The organism is Paenibacillus sp. ALE3, from assembly GCF_054113405.1.
Window position 1 is genome coordinate 1,337,152 of sequence record NZ_CM134214.1, and the last position, 20,028, is coordinate 1,357,179.

The window sequence follows — 20,028 nt, forward strand, 5'->3', positions numbered from 1 at the left end:
AAGGAGGGGGTCCCGTTGGATTGGTCGGCTTTTCTTCCTCCGGTTATCGTATCTGTCAAAGTCGCTGTCGTTGCCAGCATTATTGTCTTTTTATTAGCTACTGTGGTAGCTCGGATGATGGCGAACTGCTCGCTGCGGAGAGGAACCAGCGTGATTGAGACCGTCCTACTTCTTCCGCTCGTTTTGCCGCCCACTGTTGTCGGCTTTATATTGCTCATCTTGCTGGGAAGGAAAAGCTGGATTGGCACTGCCTTTGAAAGCCTGTTCCAGCAGACCATTGTATTTACGTGGGGAGCCGCAGTGGTGGCGGCCGTAGTTGTTGCTTTTCCACTGGCTTATCGGACGATCAAAGCAGGCTTTGAAGCTGTAGATCCCGAGGTAGAGCAGGCTGCACGTGCGCAAGGTGCCAATGAATGGCAAGTGTTTCGCCATATTACGGTGCCTCTTGCCTACCGACCGCTCATTTCAGGATACATTCTCGGATTTGCCCGAGGGTTAGGGGAGTTTGGAGCTACGCTGATGCTTGCGGGTAATATTCCTGAACAGACTCAAACCCTGCCTACGGCGATTTACACCGCGTCCGAGGTCGGAAATATGACACTCTCCTGGAGTTGGGTAGCCGTCATTATTTTATTCTCTTTTATCATGTTGATGCTGTCGAATCGATTGGTGAAAGATTAGTCTGTTTGGATTCAGTAATATACGCAGTCTGTCCGATCGGGCGGGCTGTGTTTTCTTTTCTATGCGTCCAATGGTAAGCATGTTCCAAGAATCACTTTCGCTTAATCTCTGTTTTATATGATAGGAATCGGTTATGATGGAAATAGTAACAAGGATTTTAGTAGATTTAGGAGAGCGGTGCGATATGAGAAAGGAAACGGGTTTTAACGAAATTATTCGAAAAGTACGTAAAGAGCTATTTGGAAAAGGCCCGGAACGCATACATACAACCTTTGTAGATAATATGGCCATCACAATGCTATACGGCAATTTAACTCCATCCGAAAAATTTCTTGCACAAGAGGTTGCAGGAAGAGAGATGGTGCATGCAGCTCGAACCAAAATGGTACAAAAAATCTATCCTGTACAGTTCAATAAAGAACTGGAGGAGTATATGGATTCCCGCTTACTGCATCTTTTTTCAGATATTAAAGTGGAGGAGGATATAGCCATCTCCGTTTTTGTGTTCGAGGATAATATTGCTGTGAAATAAAAAGAAATTGGAACCCACAATATCCATATTGTTGGAGAGTTCGGCTGCACCTTTGATTGATTTCGATGTTTGGATGCAATGAAAAGTGAAGGAGCTACATAGTTTATGAAAAAAGATGATTTTGGAAATAGAATGAAGGAATATGAAAATGCTTATAGATTAAGTCTGCCCCGCCGTTTACCCGTAATTATCAGAATCGATGGTGCTCATTTTCATACTTTTACACGTGGGATGACGAAACCTTTTGATGAAAAGTTAATCTTTGCATTATGGGAGACGTGCAAATATTTGGCTTATAATATTATGGGCTGTAAACTGGTGTACCATCAGAGTGATGAAATCTCTCTGCTTCTTACGAATTATGACAAATTAACGACACAATCATGGTTTGAAAATAATCTTCAAAAGATGGTGTCTATATCTGCCTCTTTGGCTACTGCCAAATTTAATGAGGAAATCCAGAAAGTTTATCCGGATAAGCCTCTAGCCACTTTTGATGCAAGAGCATGGGTTTTGCCTCACGATGAGGTTGCCAACTACTTTCTATGGAGACAACAAGATGCTACTAAAAACAGCATTTCTATGGTAGCTCAAGCTCATTTTAAGCATTCAGAACTACAAGGATTGAACGGAAGTCAGCTCCAAGACAAGCTTTTTGTGGAAAAAGGACTGAACTGGAACGACCTTCCGGTCTGGGAAAAGCGGGGAATCTGTATTACCAAACAACAGTATAACAAAGGAGAAGCCGTCAGAAGCAAGTGGGATGTTGATCATGACACGCCAATCTTTTCACAAAATAGAGATTATATTAACCAATATGTATACCTGAACAAGGATGTGTGAGGTTTGGAGTGTGTCATTTTTATAGGAATTCAGGCTTCGGGCAAATCGACTTTTTATAAAGAACGATTCTTCAAAACACATATGCGAATAAATCTTGATATGCTTAAAACACGAAATAGGGAAAATATGTACCTTCAGACCTCCATCGAAACGATGCAGCGTTTTGTAGTGGACAATACAAATCCCACAGTCGAAGAACGAAAGAAATATATAGATGCTTGTAAAAACAAGGGATTTAAAATCATTGGCTACTACTTTGAACCTGATTATGCTGAATCTATTAAGCGTAATGAGCAGCGCACAGGCAAAGAGTATATTCCTGAAATCGGTATTAAAAGTGTAATGAGTAAACTAGAGGTCCCAAGTTACGAAGAAGGATTTGATGAAATTTACAGCGTGATTTCGAGTGAGGGGACGTTTCGGATCGAAAAGCAACCATAGAACCGTATAATTTAGGAGGAGCATCCATGAACATACCAGAGAGATTTATCAAACGTTTTCCAGCATACGAGGACGTATTTGCCAGCGATCTTGAACATCACCGCAAACACTTTCTGCCAATTTGCTCGATTAATCTCCAATTTTTATTTCCAGAGCAGGACGAGTGGCTTCATTTTGTTTCCGTAAAAGAAATCCACGAAGGCTGTGTGGGTGAAAATACTCAGCAATTTCATACCTTATATACCAAGGAAGATATGCTGGGATTCGATGTAATTGACGGCAAATACAAATTCGAAGCAGACTGGAATTATTTTAGTCTTCATCAGAAAGCGCAGCTGGAAGCTACCTATGAAGCGCTGAAATCTACCGGGGATAAAGCGTACCTACGTATGAAGAGAGAAGTCATGGCGTTGGACGGACTGGAGCAGGTGTACACAGCTAATGAACAAGATTACGAAGCTCGCAAAGCATTTTTCTTAGAAAATAATAAAATCTATCCTTATTCCTCCTTTGGAGAGGCCAAAAAGTCTGTGGAAGAGCTCACCCACGATTTTGAGGAAAAGCAATCCAGTGGTTGGGGGCTAAGCTTTCCCGAAGTCAACGGTATTCTGGATGATATTGCATTTCAGTCTGATGAGGCTCAAAGCTACATCAAGGAATATGACGAATCCTTGGAAGAGATGCTTAAGTTCGAGCAAACTAACTTGCTTCATGTGCCTAAACGTACCAATGGTGAGACATTTACATATATCGGTTCTTTCACCGGGTATTATTTTCAAGCGTTTGGAGCTGATACGGTTTACTTATTTTATGATCGAGAATTAAAGAAAGCGGTAATTTGCTTCGAGTATTCCTAGGATATAGAAAAAGCTCCCCAGACGGGAGCTTTAAGATTTATTTCTTATTGATCTTCACGTCGTGCTCTTTGGCAAGTGTGTTAACCTGTTCACCAAAATCTCTGAATAGCTTTTTACCCTCGCTTAGCTTGGTATTACCCTCATTAATTAAGTTCAGATCCCCTTTTTCCAACGCATCGACCATCGTAATGAGTGCTTCCTTTTGAGTGCTAACTGCCTTGATGTAGGTTTCGTGGACAGCTCGTACCTCAGGAGTTTCCGTCTTTACTGCTTCAACCTTATCCAGGTATTTGGTGTATTCTGGGATAATATCATCTCGTAACGTATTATATAGTGTTTCATCATCTGTGAAGTTATCCCCTGTCACGGATTCATATTTTTCAGTTACTGCTTTTTCATCTTGTGCTAACGGAAGCATTCCGTCATTCACATAGGTAATTAAATCTTTTTTTACTGGATCGGTAGAGCAAGCTGACAAAATTGAAAAGCAACACAATACTAGCATAAATACGGTGAGTTTTTTCATCTGTATTCCCCTTTTTTATGTATGTTTATGGGTAATTCGACGCTCATATAGGCTAAAAGTACTACCCATATCTATTTATTATATCGTATAAACAAGAGATTGGTAGGGTTTTTATGGTAAAATAGTGTCTAAAATAAGTTTATTGTCCCAGAATTATCATATAATCTATTGACTCTAGGGGTTTCTATTTTAGGGAATGAAGACTAAAAAATATTTACTCAATATATTCCATTAGAACCAAGAATGTTTTATGATAGAGACAACAGCCTAGAATTGCCCTGGTTCTCCAGGGAATAGCGGGAATTCCTTAAACCATTTGAGAGGGGATTTCAGTATGAAGAGGTTCATAAAGGCTATTTCAGTTATGCTAAGCTTGATGCTCCTGTTTGCTTTTGGGATGACTGCAAACGCGAGTCAAGGCACAGAGATGAACAAGGAAAAACAAGCTGTTGAAGCTGATTCCAGTTTTCAGCTAACAACGAATAACGAAGATGTTATTGAGCATCTAACCCGGGTGGACAAGCCTGAAGGTATTACATCCTCAGTTTATAACATGCAGGAAAATATCAATTTCAAAGCACCAGAGACATTCTCTTTGAAAAAGGAGACCCTTCCTTCCCTGAAAGCAAGTCCAACGGTAGCTACAGCTTCCTCTGCTACGTACTCCGGTACGATTACAGAAGAGGGAGGCACGCAGTTTTTATATCCGATTTATGTGAAGCCAGGTGAATTGTTGCAGGCACAGTTGGATGGTCCATTTTCAGAACAGCTTGACTATGACTTATACTTGTACGAATTTGATATGACGACAGGGGATATCAACCCCAATGCTATTGATGCCTCCACCTACGGGACCTATTTTAACAAGTATGAACATGGGTCTGCATCACTTCCTGAAAATGTAGGAAGCCGCAATGCTACCGGATCTGAAAAAGCTTATGCGATTGCCGTCCATTCCAAAAAAGGATCGAGCATAAATGACCCTTTCTATTTAACTGTGGATGTAAGCTCTCAATATGATGCCTATGAACCAGATGAGAGTGCTTTTCATGCCTACAACTTTACATTTAGTACAGGGGGAGCTACCCTTAATTCACGCTCTATTCATTCAGGAATTGACAACGATTGGTATCAAATCACAATTCCTGCGAATCGCAATTATGATGGTTTGAATGTCAAATTAGACAGCACTTCGGAAAGCTACGGTTACAAAGCGGAAGTTTACGGGGCTCTTAGTGGCAACCAAATGGTACTTTTACCGCAAACCAATCATAATGTTACCTTGAATACGGGAACCTACTATGTGCGAGTGTACACCACAAATCAGTTTTCAGCTGATCACTTATATGCACTGACACTTAAACCAGTACTTCGGGCTGGTAAAATTGTAATTAACGGATACGACTCTAAAAACGGTCCGAATGACTATCCATCCTACTCTTACGGTCGCCATTATCGGGTTAATGGAAATACCAACCTGACTGTAAAGGGTGTCGTTACTACAACGGATAATTATCCAGTAGCAAATGCGCCAGTTAATGTGACATGGTTGAACCAGAACTGGACTGAAAGCAGCGGGAATCGAACTCGTACAGGCACTGGGTATACGGATCAAAATGGAGCCTTTAGTGTGACCCTTTCTCTACCGCATTCTACGGGAAGTATTGCGGAATACTTGTCTGGACCTATAAGCTTTACACATTATTATGATCTTTCAGGTGTAGCTGCCCAGGTGTCAGGTACTTCGCTTACAGCCACAGATATTGTATATCACTTTGCTTATAGCATTTATGGCGGTTGATGTACTGTTCTATTAAGCAGTGACAGCGTCAGCTTGTTTATTTTAACAATTTACATTCAGAGTCAGGAGCTTGTTTCAAAAATTGTTCATTTTTAGGACAAAGCATATATTCATTCCATATATGCTTTGTCCGATATATATAGCGACAGGGTTACATTAGATTGTACATACGCCTTAGATTGCCTGTTACAAACATGACAGGAGGAAACAGGATGAATTTTGAACCTCTTAGAGCACAACAAGCGGTTCTTAGCTCTGGTAGCCTACGGATAGACCCGGCAAGCAAGCAAGTTCCATCCCCCCAGCTACATGAAGAAAAACTCTCCAGGTTCGTCGTTCAGGATTCTGTAGAGATTAGTGAAGCCGGCAGACAATTGGCTGAAGGGGCCATCGTGTCGCATGCTGCCAAGTATTTTGGCACAACACAGATCAATGATGCATTAAACCGAGTTTTGGAAGATCAGCCGGAAGAAGTGTCCAATGCAGTATACAACATGATTCAATCCAATTTTATCGTCGACGGAACGGTAACGGATGAGAAGCAGCGCGCGGTGCTGCTGGAAATGGGAGTTTCCCAATCCAAGTATATTGCAGATCGTTACATGGAAGGCGATAAAGCCAAGGAATTTATGAAAACCATGAACCAGATAGCTGGTATTGCCTTGACACGAACTATGGATTCAGAGACCGGGGATATTAGCTACACGACTCCAGCAGATCGTCCGATAGGTGCCCCTGAGGATTACGTTAAACTATCGGAAGTGATGAAACAGGTAGATCCTCAAAAATATACTGCGTTCATGAATGACATCAAAGGTGGAGGAAATGGATTAAGCCAGCTGTTGAGTTTTGCACAAAAGGTTCCTCAAAACCCCGATTGGATTAATAAATACAAAGAGCGTACAGAACAGACTGAAGAGCTGTTAAATAAACCACAATTAACGAATCAGTTTGACAAAGCGGATACATCCTCAGCTTCTGCGTTTATGAACAGTATGCAAAATCTTCTTAAGGAATCTTCTCCTGCTCAGGACTCTTACATGCAGAATATGCGGGGATTTTTTCGGAACTTGGGTGTTCAGGTTGATTAAAACTTCAAAACGATCGCTGAGATGAGAAATTCGAGAATTTATCACAGTTCATTTTGTTGTTCTGTTTACATCCTGCTTGGAACAAAGTATAATAGCTTCAAAACATACTCGTGAACTTGAGGAAGCACCTCAAACTTAGGCATTATTGCCTTTGTTTGAGGTGCTTTTTCTATTTTAGCCCAATCGAGTACGTAAACTATTGAAAATAAAATATAGAAAGGAGAAGTGTATGTATCGAAAAAATAAACGAAAGGTTAGAAAGCACTGCAAATGGGTGTATGGAGTTCTGGCTTTACTCCTCTTATTGATGACCATTCCCATATTCCCGCAAAGGGTATCAGCTTCTACCCAAGAAATCATGGGAGGTCCTTTTTGCCAAAACAATTTGCCGGGTGGAGGCGATAGTTGGGGCTCTTGGTCAGGAAGTGGGATAGGAGCAACGGAAGTATACACTGGCACGGGTTCGGCAAGGTATAAATGTGATGGGACTACACAACCGACAAATCGTTTTATTGATATTGGAAGATCTATTAAGGCTTCGGATTACAGGATTTTTGTTTACATTGAAGGGTCTTATCATACCGATATATATTCATCTAACGCTGCTGCGGGTGACAGTTGGAGACCTAACGGTACGAATTTATATACATGGACTAATGTAACGAAATTCTATGCCGATAGCGATTACCAGGGAAAATGGATAGATATCACCGACTCTATTACACTAAGGGATGTTCGATATTTTAGAGCGATGGGAACTAGTCAACAGACAAGTAATGAAATATCCAGGTTTGGAATCCGTATTATTCCCAAATCAGACTTGATGCCTAAACCACCCCAGATTCATGAAGGCGCAGAGGGACAGGCTGTTACAGGGTGGACCAGAGAGCCTGTAACCGTGTGGATCAATGGGGATGTGGCTCCTGAAGGACTAAAATACTATGAATATAGCCTGAATGGAGGAGGATTTCAGCAATATACCGGGCCCTTCACTGTCTATGATCATGGTGTAAATACAATTTATGCCCGAACAGTGGACGTGAATAATCAGTATAGCGGTCTTTCCTCCGCGAATGTCCGAATAGACAGAATGCCACCAACTCCCCCGATTATAAACACAACAGGAAACAGTAATGAATATACCATTTCATTACAACCGGGTGCAGACGATTATTCTGGACTAGCCCATACTCAATTTCGGTTGACTGGCGTTGTAAATCAGGATTGGCGGGAATACGGTGGAGTGTTTCATGTGAACCAGGATGGCAAAAGCACGATTTATGCTCGTTCCATCGATAGCGTCGGTAATGTGAGCCGAGAGGTAAGCAAGGAAGTCACGATTGATAAAAAGGGGCCGACAGCTCCAGTTATACGGGCTAGCGAAACGGGTCCAACGAACCGTGATGTGAATATTTCCATTGAGTCAGGAAGTGACTCTACAAATGGAATTAAGATGACGCAGTATCGTTTGAGTCCAACAGGGGAGTGGCTGACATACAATGGCACTTTTACATTAGATGCAGAAGGGAGTTATGAGCTAACAGCGCGGACGATCAATAATCTTGAGGTGTCTAGTCCCATTGTGACTCAATCGGTCCTGATTGATCGTACCAAACCAACCCCTCCGAAAGTTACGTTTTCTGAGGTGACGAATCCTACCCGATATATCAATAAACCAGTACAATTTACGCTCTCGGGTGCAACGGATACTACAGCCGTACATTATGAATATCAATTGGGTTCTGGCGCTTATATACCTGGTTCATCGGGAATATTAAATAGTTCGGGGATTGTAGAAGTAACTGCTCAAGCTGTGGATGCAGCTGGAAATCGAAGCGTTCCGGTGACTGCAAAAACTTATATCGATTTGGAACGGCCGAGCATCCAATTGACACCCAACTCGCGTGAATGGAAAGATGCCCATATTGACGTGAGGATACAATATGCTGACCAGCATTCGGGGATTGAACCATCGACAATGCAGTATAAAATTACGAACAGCCCCGATTCACCCGAAAACTGGGAGGCTGCAGCCGGACCAATAGTCGAGCTGGATCTTTCAAATGAAGGTGAATGGTATGTCCATGCGAAGGTGAAAGACCAAGCAGGAAACATGTATGAAACGGTCAGCAGTGTACTTCGCATTCAAAAGCAACCGCAGTCGGTTGTTTTGTCAGCGATAGCCGTACGCAACACAGAGGTTGATTTGCAATGGACTCTTCCCTCCGGTCTTGACGATGGTTATGTTTATACAGTCCGGAATCTAACAACAAATGAGGTTTGGGATGTTAACCATCCGACAAACTCTTTTACAGAAACAGGGCTACAAGGAGGTCGGGAATATGAGTATGAACTGCGTTGCAGTAATCATGTAGGGGGCAATGCCTATTCCAATCGAGTGCATGTATTAACGTTACCTGATGCCCCAGATCACGTCCAGTTGCGACCGGTCTCTCGTCATTCATCAGAAATCATGGCCGACTTTACACCAGTTTTTTCAGCTAATAAATATAATATTACAGCAGCGGACGCAAGTACGGGAGAAATCATATATAAGGATACGGTTACACAGGATGTGTATAACTCAATTAAGGGCATGGAGCCTGGTAAGTATTACGAAGTTTCTGTATCCGCTATTAACGACACGGGAGAGGGGGCAGCAAAACATGTATCTTTTTTAAGTCTACCAGACAGTCCAAGCGGGTTCCGAAATGTAACCATAAGAGAAAATGGAATCGACTTGAAGTGGAATTCTGTAATCACTGCCACTTACTACGCCCTAGAGCGAGACGAGGTCTCGGTTTATAACGATGTGTACACAGAATTCACCGACACTGAGCTTCAGGCGGGAACGGAGTATAACTATCTTATATCTGCCGAAAATGCAACAGGATTTGGAGACTACGCTCATCTCGGCGTTATGACATTGCCAGATCGGGTAACTACACTTTCAAGTGTAACCAAGGATGTATATTCTGTTGGTGTTGTCTGGCAAGATGTGCCGGGGGCTGAAGGGTACATCTTGAATGTTAACGAAGAACCAAACGTGCAGATTCCGCGTGGTATCCGTTCATATACTTTTGAGGGCTTGCCAGCAGGCAGATCTGCCAATATTAAAATTCGGGCTTACAATCGAAGTGGTACGGGTCGGGATACATCTATCAACGTAGTAACACTACCTAATTCACCTATACAACTTGCAGCTGTAGATGTTCGCGAGCATAATGCCACATTGATATGGGCTCCGGTTGATGGGGCAACTCAATATAAGGTAACAATCAACGGTCAAAATTATTATAGTACGGAAGCACGGGTAGTTGTATCTGGTTTAGCAGGTGGGAAAAACTACGATTTTCAAGTGAGCAGTGGGAACAGCAGTGGTTACAGCCCACCAGCGTTGGGTCAACTGCTGACGCTTCCGCCTCAGGTACAAAATCTAAAAGTCACGGAACTTGGGAATGGAAGGATTTCACTGACCTGGGATGCAATCAAGAGCACTTCACAATATGCTGTAATCCGCAAAGATACAGGAGAAATTTTTAACACTAGAAAGGCTAATATTATACTTTCAGACATCCAGCCCGGTATAATTTACTCGTTTAGTATACAGGCGATGAATACAACGGGGGAAGGCGGCATAATTCCTCTTACGTATCGCGCGTTGCCAGGTCAAATAGCAGATCGTAGCTTGGTTGTTAAAAGCGTAACGGATACCGATCTGCTTATTACGTGGCAAGAAGCTCCAGGTGCAGATGCTTATAATGTCTATAAAAATGAGATGCTTATCGGTCATACGATTGCTCATGAGTTTAAAGTAGACGGTTTAGACAGTTCTACATTGTCTCGTATTACTGTTAAGCCAGTGAACACAAGCGGTGAAGGTAAGCGAACAGAAGGTCAGGTAGAGACGCTACCGTCTCCAGCGTTTGCGTTTTCGAAGACAGAAACAACGAATAGTGAATTTATCATCCATTGGGAGTCAGAACATGAAAATGATATTTTCGTCCTCGCAAGTGAAGAAGGAACTGAGCTATATCGTGGCAAGGATCGAGGTTTTATCTGGAGACAACTGAGAGAGAAGCAATTGTATACCGTTCAACTTTGGGCAGAAAATAGTCAAGGAAAACGCACGAAGGCAAAACAAGCAAACGGCAAAACTACAGGGAACACTGTGGATACAGGTGGTGGAGCAGGAGGCGCAGGGAGTGCAAAACCGATTCAGACTGTTGTAGAGGAGCCGACAGAAACAAAAACAGAGTTCTTTCAAGGCTTAACAATCGAGACGAAGCCAAATCATTTTAGTGACATCGAGCGGGTATTTAATAGAGAGAAAATAAATGCGCTTGCCGATTTGGGCGTAGTGAAGGGGACATCCAGCACGCTTTTTGAACCAAACAGACCTGTAACACGTATGGAATTCACTTCGATGCTTGTTCGTTCTCTAAAATTACCGCTCGAAACGGATATGGCTCTAGAATTCGAGGATATTAATCCATCGGCGTGGTACGTTGATCTACTCAAAACAGCAATTAAGGATCAAGTCGCTCGAGGTTTTAGTAGCAAAGTATTTGGTCCAGATCGGGTTATAAACCGGGAGCAGGCTGCTAAAATGGTGAATAACATTATTAAGGCAACACCACAGCAAGAAAGCAGTGTATACTCAGATTCCTCTCAAATTGTAGAGTGGGCCAGGAAGGATGTACTTGGCCTAACCGAGATTAATTTAGTGCAAGGATATCCAGATGGCAGCTTCCGTGCCAAACAGGAAGTTACGCGTGCGGAAGCTGCTGAGATGATTTATAATATGCTTCAAATGAAATAACCAAAACTAGGGAGGGGGGCTGTGAGTAACGGTAATAATTGAGACTGATTTGGTTGATAACTGAGACATTTTTGGGTATATGTTTGAGACATTTTTAAACCAGTAAAAACAAAACCCCTTGTTTCTACTGGTTTTTTTGTGTTTCTATTTACTATATCTAACCTATATATGTTAACATATGGTACAAGGTCAGAAATATAATAGGCATTCCGTCTGTACAGTATGTTGAATGGAATACGGGATTGATACCTCAGATAACATGTGGAAATCAATTAATGACTGGGTTGGTATGATTGAGAGAACACGGGAGATTCTAAAGAATACACAATCGGTGAGTGAAATAGCACGTCGACTAGGAAGGTCCAATAATACTGTGTACAAGATCATGGGATATTTAAATAAAAATAAGCTTTTGTCAAGGGAGTTATCTAAAAAATTCGGTCCAACCAGAACATGTAGTAGTGATTTGGTACAGATTTTAGAGGGCTTTTAAATTGGGAGGGTAAACTCGGATTACCACAGAACTCAAGAGCGATTTTAGGTTGGAATATTAACGTTCTACTATTATTTATTTGATCCTGCTGTGCAACGGTATTTTATATTTAATGCCCTATTTGATAAAGAACATTATCAAAGGAAAACAATAGAACGTCAGAATTATAACAGTGCTGAACTTGTAGATCAATTGGAGAAAGCTCTTCAAACATTTGTGTATGAAAATCTTAAAATATCTCATAAGGCAATTGCTCGATATCTAAAAATTCCATTTTCTTCCTTGGAAGTGCGGACTGGGTAATAGAATCTCTAAAGCAATTAGAAAGCAAAACCACAATAAGAAAAAGTTAAAGGAAAAATATCTTTGGTCACTTGCAAATGAGTACATCAAAACACACGACCATGAACAAATTACATTAAGGGATGTAGTCACATTTTTAGGGATGTCTTATAGCAATATAATCACGAATTATAACGAATTAAACAATAAAATAACTTCAAAAATAGAAGAAACTAAAGAGAAACTAAGACAGGAAAGAATCAATAAATATAAGGCTGATGTAGACTTCGTGATTTCCGATTTGCTCCAAAAAGCCGGCCGGATAACAGATTGTACAGTATTAGAATACACGGGGGTATCTTACCATACTTTATATAAATCTATGCCCGAAGTATTACTGTATATCCGTAAGGAGAAAGATAGACTAAATTTTAATAAAATCCCCAAGTGCTGTACAAATCTCTTCAACTCGCATAGCAGCCATTGGCAGAAAAAAGGGTTGTCCCATAAGTCATAAAAATGACCAGGGACGTCCTATTCTCCAATTGTAAAACAATAAGAAACCGTTCCTGGGTAAAATGGAGGTACCACCCGACCATTTGAAAGAATATGGTTTCTTTGTGCATTCAATATACCATTATGAGATAAAAAGAGGAGTTACGCAGGACTATCCCTCATCCATGTTATGTGGCTTTGTGGCCCCTCAATTAATGTCTATTAGCTCTTAAACCTTCAATAAATATGCGGTGTAATCCATCAAGAACTCGTTGGCTTGTAAAGCCTTCATCTTGGAGATGGTAATCGATATTGTGAAGCACGGCCAGCAGGGCTTCAATAGTATATGAAATGTCCACCCCGGATACGTCTCCCTGTTCAACGGCCTCATTTAGCAGATTTCTGCTTATATTGCGCATCCATTGACATAACGGAGATTGTAACGGACGATGCCCGGTTGAGGCCCGGCTCACCTCACAAAGCCAAGGAACTTTCGCTTCTAAAAAAGAGACATATCTTACGATTACATGGTAAAGCCGGTCCAAGGCAGCGGTTTCTGGGGATTGATCAAGAAATGCTTGAACTTCATCAAACAAAGGTTGGTATTCTTCATACGCGATCTCCTGACATATGTCGCCCTTATCCGAGTAGCGGCGGTATAGGCTTGCTTGTCCTACTCCCGCAGTCTTCGCAATCTGATGCATATTGACATTGTAAACACCGTTTTTGATGAAAAGTTCTCTAGCCGCCGCCAAAATTCGTCTTCGGTTTAACTCCTCTCTGGGAATTTTCAGAGAGACAGATTGCGATTCTGAATTCACCATAAACATCTCCCTTCATCATTAATTTAACTGTTATTTAACACGAAAAACGGACAATATGTCCGTTTTTCGTGTATAGGACATGTTGTCCGTCTTCATAATTATAATACATTTCGTGAAAAATTAAAAATACATTCATTTGGGGGGACTGACCCCTTAACGTGAGACAAATCAAAACACCTTCAAGAGAATGCAACCATGTCGTAAGATATGGAGACAACCTTGGAGGTGTTTTTTCGTTGGCAACAAGAGTCAGTTATCCATTAGAGGTTAAAATGAAGGCGATTGAAATGAGAATGGCTGGTATACCAGTCAAAGAAATCATGGAGCAATTAAACATACGAAACAAGACACAAGTGGAAACTTGGATGAGATGGTACCGTAGTGGCGAGCAAAACCGTTTAGAGCAGCCTGTAGGTAAGCAATACAGCTACGGCAAAGGACCCGAATACACTTCGGAATTAGAGAAGGTCCAGGCTGAGAACAGGTTTTTGAGACAACAACTAGAGTTGCTAAAAAAGTACAGGGTACTGGAGAGGAGGTATCGTCAAAGATCGTAATGGAGTGGATAGAGTCGATCCGAGGGGAAGTGAGTGTGAAGCAAGCTTGTGCATGGATAGGAATCTCTCGCGCCACGTACTATCGCTGGAAGGCGGAGTATGTGAGCAAACTTGAGGACCACTTGGTAGAGAAAATCCGCGAACTCTGTATCCAGCATAAATATCGTTATGGATACCGGAAAATCACCGCCTTGCTTCGGAGGGAGTATGCGGTAAACCACAAACGCGTGCAACGGATTATGCAGCGTGAAGGGCTGCAATGTCGTGTCAAAGCGAAGAAACGGAAACCTACTGGGCAACCCATTCATATCGCGGGGCATCTGCTAAAGCGACAGTTTGAAGCAGATACGCCTATGCAAAAACTTGTAACAGACATTACGTATTTGCCATTTGGAGGAAAAATGTTGTATCTGTCGAGTATTTTAGACTTGTTTAACGGAGAGATTGTGGCATACAGTATAGCTGACAAGCAGGACACCGCATTTGTGCTTGATACCCTTGGTCAGTTGCCATCTCTACCAGGTGCAATACTTCATAGCGATCAAGGCAGCGTCTACACATCCTTGGCCTACCAGGAAGCGGTAAAAGGAAAAGGCATTACCATGAGTATGTCCCGTAAAGGAACGCCTGCTGATAATGCCCCCATCGAATCGTTTCATTCCACACTAAAGTCTGAAACGTTCTACCTCGAAGGTTTAACCTGTACGACGACGGCAATCGTCGAGCAGACCGTTCGAGAGTACATCCTTTACTATAACTCAATTCGCATTCAAACAAAACTAAACAACCAGTCGCCGGTTCATTTCCGACAACTGGCTGCTTAAACTTGGAAGGTGTTTTGATCCCTGTCTCACAAACAGGGGTCAGTCCATGGGTGACCGATGAGCTTTTTTTTATTTCTTGGTATAGTGCTTTTTGTAAATTGGAGGCAAATGTGGTTCAATGCCCGATAGGTCCAGTTCCTTTAAACTTGCGATCGTATGAATAAACTGCTCGTATGCTTTTTTCTTGTCGCTCGTCGTATCTGTTCCGGTTACGGTTGATGCTTTCCTGCTAACTTCAGAGTTAAATTGCTTTTGATCCATAGATTACCCTCCATCAAATATAGTCAGGCTTACAAATCCGGATGTCTCTTGTGCCAGTCTGTATTCATTTCATAAGTATTGCCGATACCTAGTACTGTCGCTTCTTCGAAGGGGCGGCCAATCAATTGCATATTAATCGGCGGACCGGAAGGTGAGAAGCCGCAAGGCATGCTCAGGCTAGGCAAGCCAGTCAAATTGGTCGGAACCGTAAATGAGTTCAATCTGAATACACTAGCATCATCATCTGCACGCGGCGCAGTGATCGGTGTTGCCGGCGTCAACAAGATGTCGATTCCGGACAATGCATTCAAAAAATCATTGACAATTAGTTGCCGGGCCCGCTGAGACTGAAGGTAAATGGAAGCCGGAATATCTCTACTGCTTTCAAGAAACATTCGGACGTCCGGTCCATACTGTTCCAATTCTGTCTCAAGCCACTTCTCGTGGTACGAGTACATTTCCGTCATCATAATGGCCATCGTCGCACTTCTAACATGTTTGATCAGGGGCAGGCTAACTTCGATGATTTCTGCTCCCAGTTCTCGGAATTTATTGATAGCGGCCTTCATCGCAGCTTCCACTTCCGGCATCAAATCCTCGTAATAGTAGCTTGTCGGCAATCCGATACGCACACCCCTGAGACCATTCGGATACATCTTGATACCTGGCGCAGGCAGATCGACAGTCGATTCATCCTTTGGATCGAAGCCAGACATCACATCCAAGCACAGGGACGCATCCATGACACAGCGGGTTAACGGACCCGGGTGGTCCAATGACCAGGCCATTGGAATGATACCATACCGACTGACCCGACCGTACGTCGGCTTCATCCCTACGACACCGCACAAAGCAGCGGGTATGCGGATCGAACCTCCGGTATCCGAGCCTGTGCCCAGATAAGTAAGTCCAGCCGCTAAAGCAGAAGCCGAACCGCCGCTTGAACCTCCCGCTACAAGTTCAGTGTTCCACGGATTGAGGCAAGGACCGAAGTGCGGGCTAGTTGTTGTCAATCCCGCAGCGAACTCGTGAGTCTGTACTTTGCCTAGCAGAACTGTTCCAGCCTCATGTAGCTTAGCTGCAACCGTCGAATCGTAATCGGGGACGAAGCTGTTCAATATTTTTGAACCGGCAGTTGTTCGGATCCCTTTAGTGTAATATAGATCCTTATGAACGATGGGAATCCCGTGAAGGGGCCCTTTGTACCGACCATGCATAATATCGCGTTCCGATTGCTTCGCTTGTTCAATCGCCAGTTCGGACGTTTGGGTAACGAAAACGTTCAGTTTCGGATTCAAACGTTCGATGCGGTGAAGCGCATGTTCTGTAATCTCTACCGGGGATATTTTCCTTGTTCGGATCCCCTCGGTCAGCTCATGAATAGCAGCAAAGGACAGTTGGGAATTTAATTTACTCATCTATTCATCCTCCATATCTTTCGGACATGTCGTAAGTCTACCAAACTAATTACCATAGCTTCCGCTAGGATTTGCTTTTCTTGCGAATAAGTATGTCAGGATTGCCAACAGGGAAATGGTAAAATAAACAACAAAAAAAGGCATCTTTAGATCAATCAGTCGGCCGACCAGCGCAGGGCCGAATGCTCCGCCTAGGAGATAGGCCAGTGTGAAAATACCCATCCCCACACCCAGCTCAGCCGAACGGAGTGTCGTCGAAACTAAATTGCTGCTAGAGGTGAGGACACCGTTGAATCCAATCATAAGGATAATGATCAATAAAGCGTCGATCCATGGCGGCAAATGTACGGATACCCCCAGTAGTATAAATCCGCTGACGACGAGACTTTGCGATATGACAAGCACGCGGGAGCTTCCGAAACGATCTGTCCAACCTCCGATCCGGGATCCGAGCAAGGCTGCACAGACGGCACCGGGAAGCATCAGCAGACCGATTTTACTAGTTGGTAAATGAAAGGAATTCTTCATCATGACAGGAAGAGTAAAGGTTAACCCCGTGTTGCATACGAAGGTAAGGAATCCAATCCCTAGAATTCGTCGGTAAGGAGCATTTTTCATGAAAGATGCATCGATAAATGGATGTTCTTTTTTCTGAATATGAGTACCGAACCATAGAAGAACTGCTGCTCCTGCAATGAGCATAAACCAATAGTTCGTAACCCCTAGCAACACCAACGCCAGTCCCGCGGAGAACAAAACAGCTCCGAGAAAATCGAATGAACCGCGGTCGTGTTTCTTGTCAGGAACATACTTGAATATCAAAGGGATAACAAATAGGCTCAGACTGGACACGATGAACAAAGCACGCCAACCAAAGTATTGCTCCACGAAACCGCCGAACACAGGCCCGAAGCCGGAAGCAAAGGCAATCGTGGCGGATAAGGTTCCCAGCACCCGTCCCTTGACTGTAGGCTTAAAATACAGGGTTACTGCCGCATAAGACAGGGGAGAGATGGATGAGGCCCCTGCTGCCTGCAGCAGTCTTCCAATGATGACTTGCAAGTATGAAGCTGCAAAAAAGCCGATCATAGAGCCGAAAGCTAAAAGGATTAAACCAATGACATACAGCTGGCGAAAGGAAAAGGACTCCGTTAACTTACCGTAAGTACCGGCGCCGATAGCCATCAAAATGCTGTAACCGACCATAACCCAGCTCACCTGCGAGGAGGTCAGGGCAAAGTCAGCGGAAATCGAAGGTATAGACAAATTAAACATGGTCATATTGATGTTTCCGAAAATAATGAGCAAGCAAAGTGTCCCCATTAATTTCCGCTCATTGCCGGATAAAGCCATTGATTGAGTATCCATAGCCTGTCCCTCCATTACAGGAAGTCAGGAAAGGTGCGGCTATTTTGCGCCTGGTCTCTATCGTGTCCCAAGAAAACATAGGACGGCCGAACATCCTGAATTAACTCCTGCATGCGAGTAATCGATTTGGCAGCCATCTCTTGATCGAATGTCAAGAACGGTACGCTATTCTCGAAGTTCTCCCGAGTATAAGCAACATCAATTGTCAGTAGCACTGGACCCGACTTTTCCGTTGTGACAAGGACTGATTGATGGCCAGGGGAATGACCCGGAGTGAATAAAATTTGAACCCCCGGAATCAATTCATGGTCACCCTCAATGATTTGATATTGTAAATCGGGCAGCCTGCACTCTAATGGAGAGTAATCCTCATTGTTTATGGCCGCATCATACTCTGCCCTTTGAATAAGGATCGGCGTATTGCGGAAATGCCCGTTTCCCCCAGAATGATCCAAGTGTAAATGGGAGCTAATGACCATTTGAATATCGTCAGGTCGATAACCGACACGCTTTAACACATTTACGATCGAGTCGCCGTCAGACATGTTGGGGACGACGCGCCCTTCACGTCTAGTCCCCTTGTAGTAATCGGGATTGTTGATAAAAGCGTCGGACATTCCCGTATCGATGAGTATCGGCCCGCTGGTCGTTTCCAATAGAAAAGACCACACAGGCATTCCGACTAATTTCCCGGGGGCAAGGGTTCGATTAACTGCCGATTGATCTAGGAAACATTCACCTACAGGTAAAAAATACAACTTTTTGATATACATCCCATTTTCACCCTTTATGTTATAAATTCGGACAATTTGTCCGTTTTTTTGATTATATCGGACAAATTGTCCGATGTCAATTTGTCATCGGCGGTTGGGCTTCGGCAAAAGCCTTACACCTGCAACAAGTAAAGATTGATTGAATAACTGCTACGGGCTGTGGAGTCGATCAATTGGACTTAATTAATAAGGAAAGGATGAGTTTTATGAAACTAAGCCTAAGTCGAAAAGCTAATCTTGAAGGTATGCTGATAGGAGATCAAGTTACAATTGGAGGGCCGGCGGTAGAGGAGAACATCCGGTTTGAAGTATGGAGAAATGAATCGGGATTTGAAATTAAGGTTTTTGATCGATTGGGGAAGTGGCCAGCCTGCAGCCGGGTGCAGGTCGATATGTATGCCAATAATTGAGGACTTGAAAAGGGGGATTTTTTATATGTATACCAATACCCGGAAAGATTCTTTCGAAACCTGAGACACAGATATGATATCTTTTTGAATGCCGAAAAGAAGCCTGACCGTCTCATAATGCTCAAGTACCTGGTGGACGAGCTCATGGACAATAAGATAGATATTCATCTATATCATTTTGGTATGTATCTGCTCTACCCTTACGCATCCCGGAAGCAAGAAGATGCAGAGGCAGTTGGCAAAAAGCGATCCGAGTTTATTAGTCATCTGCCACGATTTGAATTGAAAAGCAACGATGAATTTGTATCTGAAGTGTGGTCCGATTTAATCTTACGACGGTACCCCGAAGTAGGAGAGGAAATTGTGACAGTGCCCTCTTTTAGTCAGCTTAGAATACTATTTACAGCGGATAACTTCGGAATCACACCGGAACATATTATTAGGATGCGGATTGGATAGAACCGATCCCTGGGCTGGAACTGAAAGTCAGGAAGTGGGTTGGGGAGAAGGACCCGATGACTCCGCAGCCGAAAAAAGATGGAATGATTGAAGATCTGATTACACTTGGACACAAAGGCAGCAGCAATGGCCTGCGGCATTTTGTTGCCGGTAAGCCGATCCAAGCGGGTAGCTACATGGAGGTTAAATTTGGGGGGCGGCTGGATACCAGGGAGATACGAGTGATCATATTAGAGTGTGATTATGTTATTGTTGGAGGATAAGTCTCAG

The 20,028-nt window shown here is 43.1% G+C and carries 18 protein-coding genes; 12 read left to right on the forward strand and 6 right to left on the reverse strand.

Annotation, left to right across the window (positions count from 1 at the left end; genetic code table 11):
* Positions 1–15: 15 nt before the first annotated feature.
* The 5 genes from modB (at position 16) to ACXHJ2_RS06125 (ending at position 3,354) form a co-directional block, all read left to right on the forward strand.
* Entirely contained in the window at positions 16–681 is a 666-nt protein-coding gene (gene modB, locus ACXHJ2_RS06105) for a molybdate ABC transporter permease subunit (protein WP_129549667.1), read from the forward strand.
* Positions 682–865: 184 nt separating this feature from the next.
* Complete coding sequence (locus tag ACXHJ2_RS06110) at positions 866–1,213, forward strand: Na-translocating system protein MpsC family protein (protein WP_013372245.1); 348 nt, start codon at positions 866–868, stop codon at positions 1,211–1,213.
* 105 nt (positions 1,214–1,318) lie between these two features.
* Entirely contained in the window at positions 1,319–2,056 is a 738-nt protein-coding gene (locus ACXHJ2_RS06115) for a tRNA(His) guanylyltransferase Thg1 family protein (RefSeq protein WP_165082039.1), read from the forward strand.
* A gap of 3 nt (positions 2,057–2,059) precedes the next feature.
* A complete protein-coding gene (locus ACXHJ2_RS06120; RefSeq protein ID WP_013372243.1) occupies positions 2,060–2,497 on the forward strand; it encodes an AAA family ATPase in 438 nt (145 codons plus the stop codon).
* A gap of 26 nt (positions 2,498–2,523) precedes the next feature.
* The gene (locus tag ACXHJ2_RS06125) at positions 2,524–3,354 is read left to right on the forward strand and encodes a hypothetical protein (RefSeq protein WP_013372242.1); all 831 of its coding nucleotides are present in this window, start codon (positions 2,524–2,526) and stop codon (positions 3,352–3,354) included.
* 37 nt (positions 3,355–3,391) lie between these two features.
* Here the strand turns inward: ACXHJ2_RS06125 and ACXHJ2_RS06130 are convergent, their stop codons facing one another.
* The gene (locus ACXHJ2_RS06130) at positions 3,392–3,880 is read right to left on the reverse strand and encodes a hypothetical protein (RefSeq protein ID WP_013372241.1); all 489 of its coding nucleotides are present in this window, start codon (positions 3,878–3,880) and stop codon (positions 3,392–3,394) included.
* A gap of 334 nt (positions 3,881–4,214) precedes the next feature.
* Between ACXHJ2_RS06130 and ACXHJ2_RS06135 the strand changes: the two genes are divergently transcribed.
* The 3 genes from ACXHJ2_RS06135 to ACXHJ2_RS06145 all read left to right on the forward strand — a co-directional run bounded on the left by ACXHJ2_RS06135 (position 4,215) and on the right by ACXHJ2_RS06145 (position 11,594).
* Entirely contained in the window at positions 4,215–5,681 is a 1,467-nt protein-coding gene (locus ACXHJ2_RS06135; RefSeq protein WP_165082041.1) for an Ig-like domain-containing protein, read from the forward strand.
* 212 nt (positions 5,682–5,893) lie between these two features.
* The gene (locus ACXHJ2_RS06140; RefSeq protein WP_165082043.1) at positions 5,894–6,772 is read left to right on the forward strand and encodes a hypothetical protein; all 879 of its coding nucleotides are present in this window, start codon (positions 5,894–5,896) and stop codon (positions 6,770–6,772) included.
* Positions 6,773–7,001: 229 nt separating this feature from the next.
* Positions 7,002–11,594, forward strand: a complete 4,593-nt coding sequence (locus ACXHJ2_RS06145) for an OmpL47-type beta-barrel domain-containing protein (RefSeq protein WP_165082044.1) — start codon at positions 7,002–7,004, stop codon at positions 11,592–11,594.
* A gap of 1,482 nt (positions 11,595–13,076) precedes the next feature.
* Here the strand turns inward: ACXHJ2_RS06145 and ACXHJ2_RS06150 are convergent.
* The gene (locus ACXHJ2_RS06150) at positions 13,077–13,688 is read right to left on the reverse strand and encodes a TetR/AcrR family transcriptional regulator (RefSeq protein ID WP_013372237.1); all 612 of its coding nucleotides are present in this window, start codon (positions 13,686–13,688) and stop codon (positions 13,077–13,079) included.
* Positions 13,689–13,924: 236 nt separating this feature from the next.
* Between ACXHJ2_RS06150 and ACXHJ2_RS06155 the strand changes: the two genes are divergently transcribed.
* A protein-coding gene (locus ACXHJ2_RS06155) for an IS3 family transposase (protein WP_264218416.1) occupies positions 13,925–15,069 on the forward strand; the annotation gives its coding sequence in 2 pieces (ribosomal slippage) (positions 13,925–14,198 and positions 14,198–15,069; 1,146 coding nt in all).
* Between the two features lie 69 nt (positions 15,070–15,138).
* On the opposite strand, the gene ACXHJ2_RS06160 is transcribed toward ACXHJ2_RS06155, so the two are convergent.
* Genes ACXHJ2_RS06160 through aiiA form a run of 4 tightly spaced genes read right to left on the reverse strand, consistent with a single transcriptional unit; the run spans position 15,139 to position 18,889 of the window.
* Positions 15,139–15,330: a hypothetical protein gene (locus tag ACXHJ2_RS06160; protein WP_165079543.1), complete on the reverse strand. Its 192-nt coding sequence runs from the start codon at positions 15,328–15,330 to the stop codon at positions 15,139–15,141.
* Between the two features lie 29 nt (positions 15,331–15,359).
* Complete coding sequence (locus tag ACXHJ2_RS06165) at positions 15,360–16,748, reverse strand: amidase (RefSeq protein WP_165079544.1); 1,389 nt, start codon at positions 16,746–16,748, stop codon at positions 15,360–15,362.
* 45 nt (positions 16,749–16,793) lie between these two features.
* A complete protein-coding gene (locus ACXHJ2_RS06170) occupies positions 16,794–18,116 on the reverse strand; it encodes an MFS transporter (RefSeq protein ID WP_058710252.1) in 1,323 nt (440 codons plus the stop codon).
* Positions 18,117–18,130: 14 nt separating this feature from the next.
* Positions 18,131–18,889, reverse strand: coding sequence for a quorum-quenching N-acyl homoserine lactonase AiiA (aiiA, locus tag ACXHJ2_RS06175; RefSeq protein WP_165079545.1), 759 nt, complete (start codon positions 18,887–18,889; stop codon positions 18,131–18,133).
* A 197-nt stretch (positions 18,890–19,086) separates the two neighbouring features.
* On the opposite strand from aiiA, the gene ACXHJ2_RS06180 reads away from it, so the two are divergent.
* From ACXHJ2_RS06180 to ACXHJ2_RS06190, 3 genes are all read left to right on the forward strand, one after another.
* The gene (locus tag ACXHJ2_RS06180; RefSeq protein WP_457874671.1) at positions 19,087–19,299 is read left to right on the forward strand and encodes a hypothetical protein; all 213 of its coding nucleotides are present in this window, start codon (positions 19,087–19,089) and stop codon (positions 19,297–19,299) included.
* A gap of 144 nt (positions 19,300–19,443) precedes the next feature.
* Positions 19,444–19,758 (forward strand): hypothetical protein, encoded by a 315-nt coding sequence (locus ACXHJ2_RS06185; RefSeq protein ID WP_013372230.1) that lies wholly within the window; start codon positions 19,444–19,446, stop codon positions 19,756–19,758.
* Between the two features lie 56 nt (positions 19,759–19,814).
* The gene (locus ACXHJ2_RS06190) at positions 19,815–20,021 is read left to right on the forward strand and encodes a hypothetical protein (protein ID WP_165079546.1); all 207 of its coding nucleotides are present in this window, start codon (positions 19,815–19,817) and stop codon (positions 20,019–20,021) included.
* Positions 20,022–20,028 lie beyond the last annotated feature (7 nt).

What these genes read in the sequence shown, in the direction of transcription:
- ACXHJ2_RS06135 (WP_165082041.1), top strand. Translation starts at nt 4,215, where the DNA reads ATGAAGAGGTTCATAAAGGCTATTTCAGTTATGCTAAGCTTGATGCTC.
- ACXHJ2_RS06130 (WP_013372241.1), bottom strand. Translation starts at nt 3,880, where the DNA reads ATGAAAAAACTCACCGTATTTATGCTAGTATTGTGTTGCTTTTCAATT.
- ACXHJ2_RS06150 (WP_013372237.1), bottom strand. Translation starts at nt 13,688, where the DNA reads ATGGTGAATTCAGAATCGCAATCTGTCTCTCTGAAAATTCCCAGAGAG.
- ACXHJ2_RS06190 (WP_165079546.1), top strand. Translation starts at nt 19,815, where the DNA reads ATGACTCCGCAGCCGAAAAAAGATGGAATGATTGAAGATCTGATTACA.
- ACXHJ2_RS06140 (WP_165082043.1), top strand. Translation starts at nt 5,894, where the DNA reads ATGAATTTTGAACCTCTTAGAGCACAACAAGCGGTTCTTAGCTCTGGT.
- ACXHJ2_RS06125 (WP_013372242.1), top strand. Translation starts at nt 2,524, where the DNA reads ATGAACATACCAGAGAGATTTATCAAACGTTTTCCAGCATACGAGGAC.
- ACXHJ2_RS06110 (WP_013372245.1), top strand. Translation starts at nt 866, where the DNA reads ATGAGAAAGGAAACGGGTTTTAACGAAATTATTCGAAAAGTACGTAAA.
- ACXHJ2_RS06180 (WP_457874671.1), top strand. Translation starts at nt 19,087, where the DNA reads ATGAGTTTTATGAAACTAAGCCTAAGTCGAAAAGCTAATCTTGAAGGT.
- ACXHJ2_RS06145 (WP_165082044.1), top strand. Translation starts at nt 7,002, where the DNA reads ATGTATCGAAAAAATAAACGAAAGGTTAGAAAGCACTGCAAATGGGTG.
- ACXHJ2_RS06170 (WP_058710252.1), bottom strand. Translation starts at nt 18,116, where the DNA reads ATGGATACTCAATCAATGGCTTTATCCGGCAATGAGCGGAAATTAATG.
- ACXHJ2_RS06160 (WP_165079543.1), bottom strand. Translation starts at nt 15,330, where the DNA reads ATGGATCAAAAGCAATTTAACTCTGAAGTTAGCAGGAAAGCATCAACC.
- ACXHJ2_RS06115 (WP_165082039.1), top strand. Translation starts at nt 1,319, where the DNA reads ATGAAAAAAGATGATTTTGGAAATAGAATGAAGGAATATGAAAATGCT.
- aiiA (WP_165079545.1), bottom strand. Translation starts at nt 18,889, where the DNA reads ATGTATATCAAAAAGTTGTATTTTTTACCTGTAGGTGAATGTTTCCTA.
- ACXHJ2_RS06185 (WP_013372230.1), top strand. Translation starts at nt 19,444, where the DNA reads ATGGACAATAAGATAGATATTCATCTATATCATTTTGGTATGTATCTG.
- ACXHJ2_RS06165 (WP_165079544.1), bottom strand. Translation starts at nt 16,748, where the DNA reads ATGAGTAAATTAAATTCCCAACTGTCCTTTGCTGCTATTCATGAGCTG.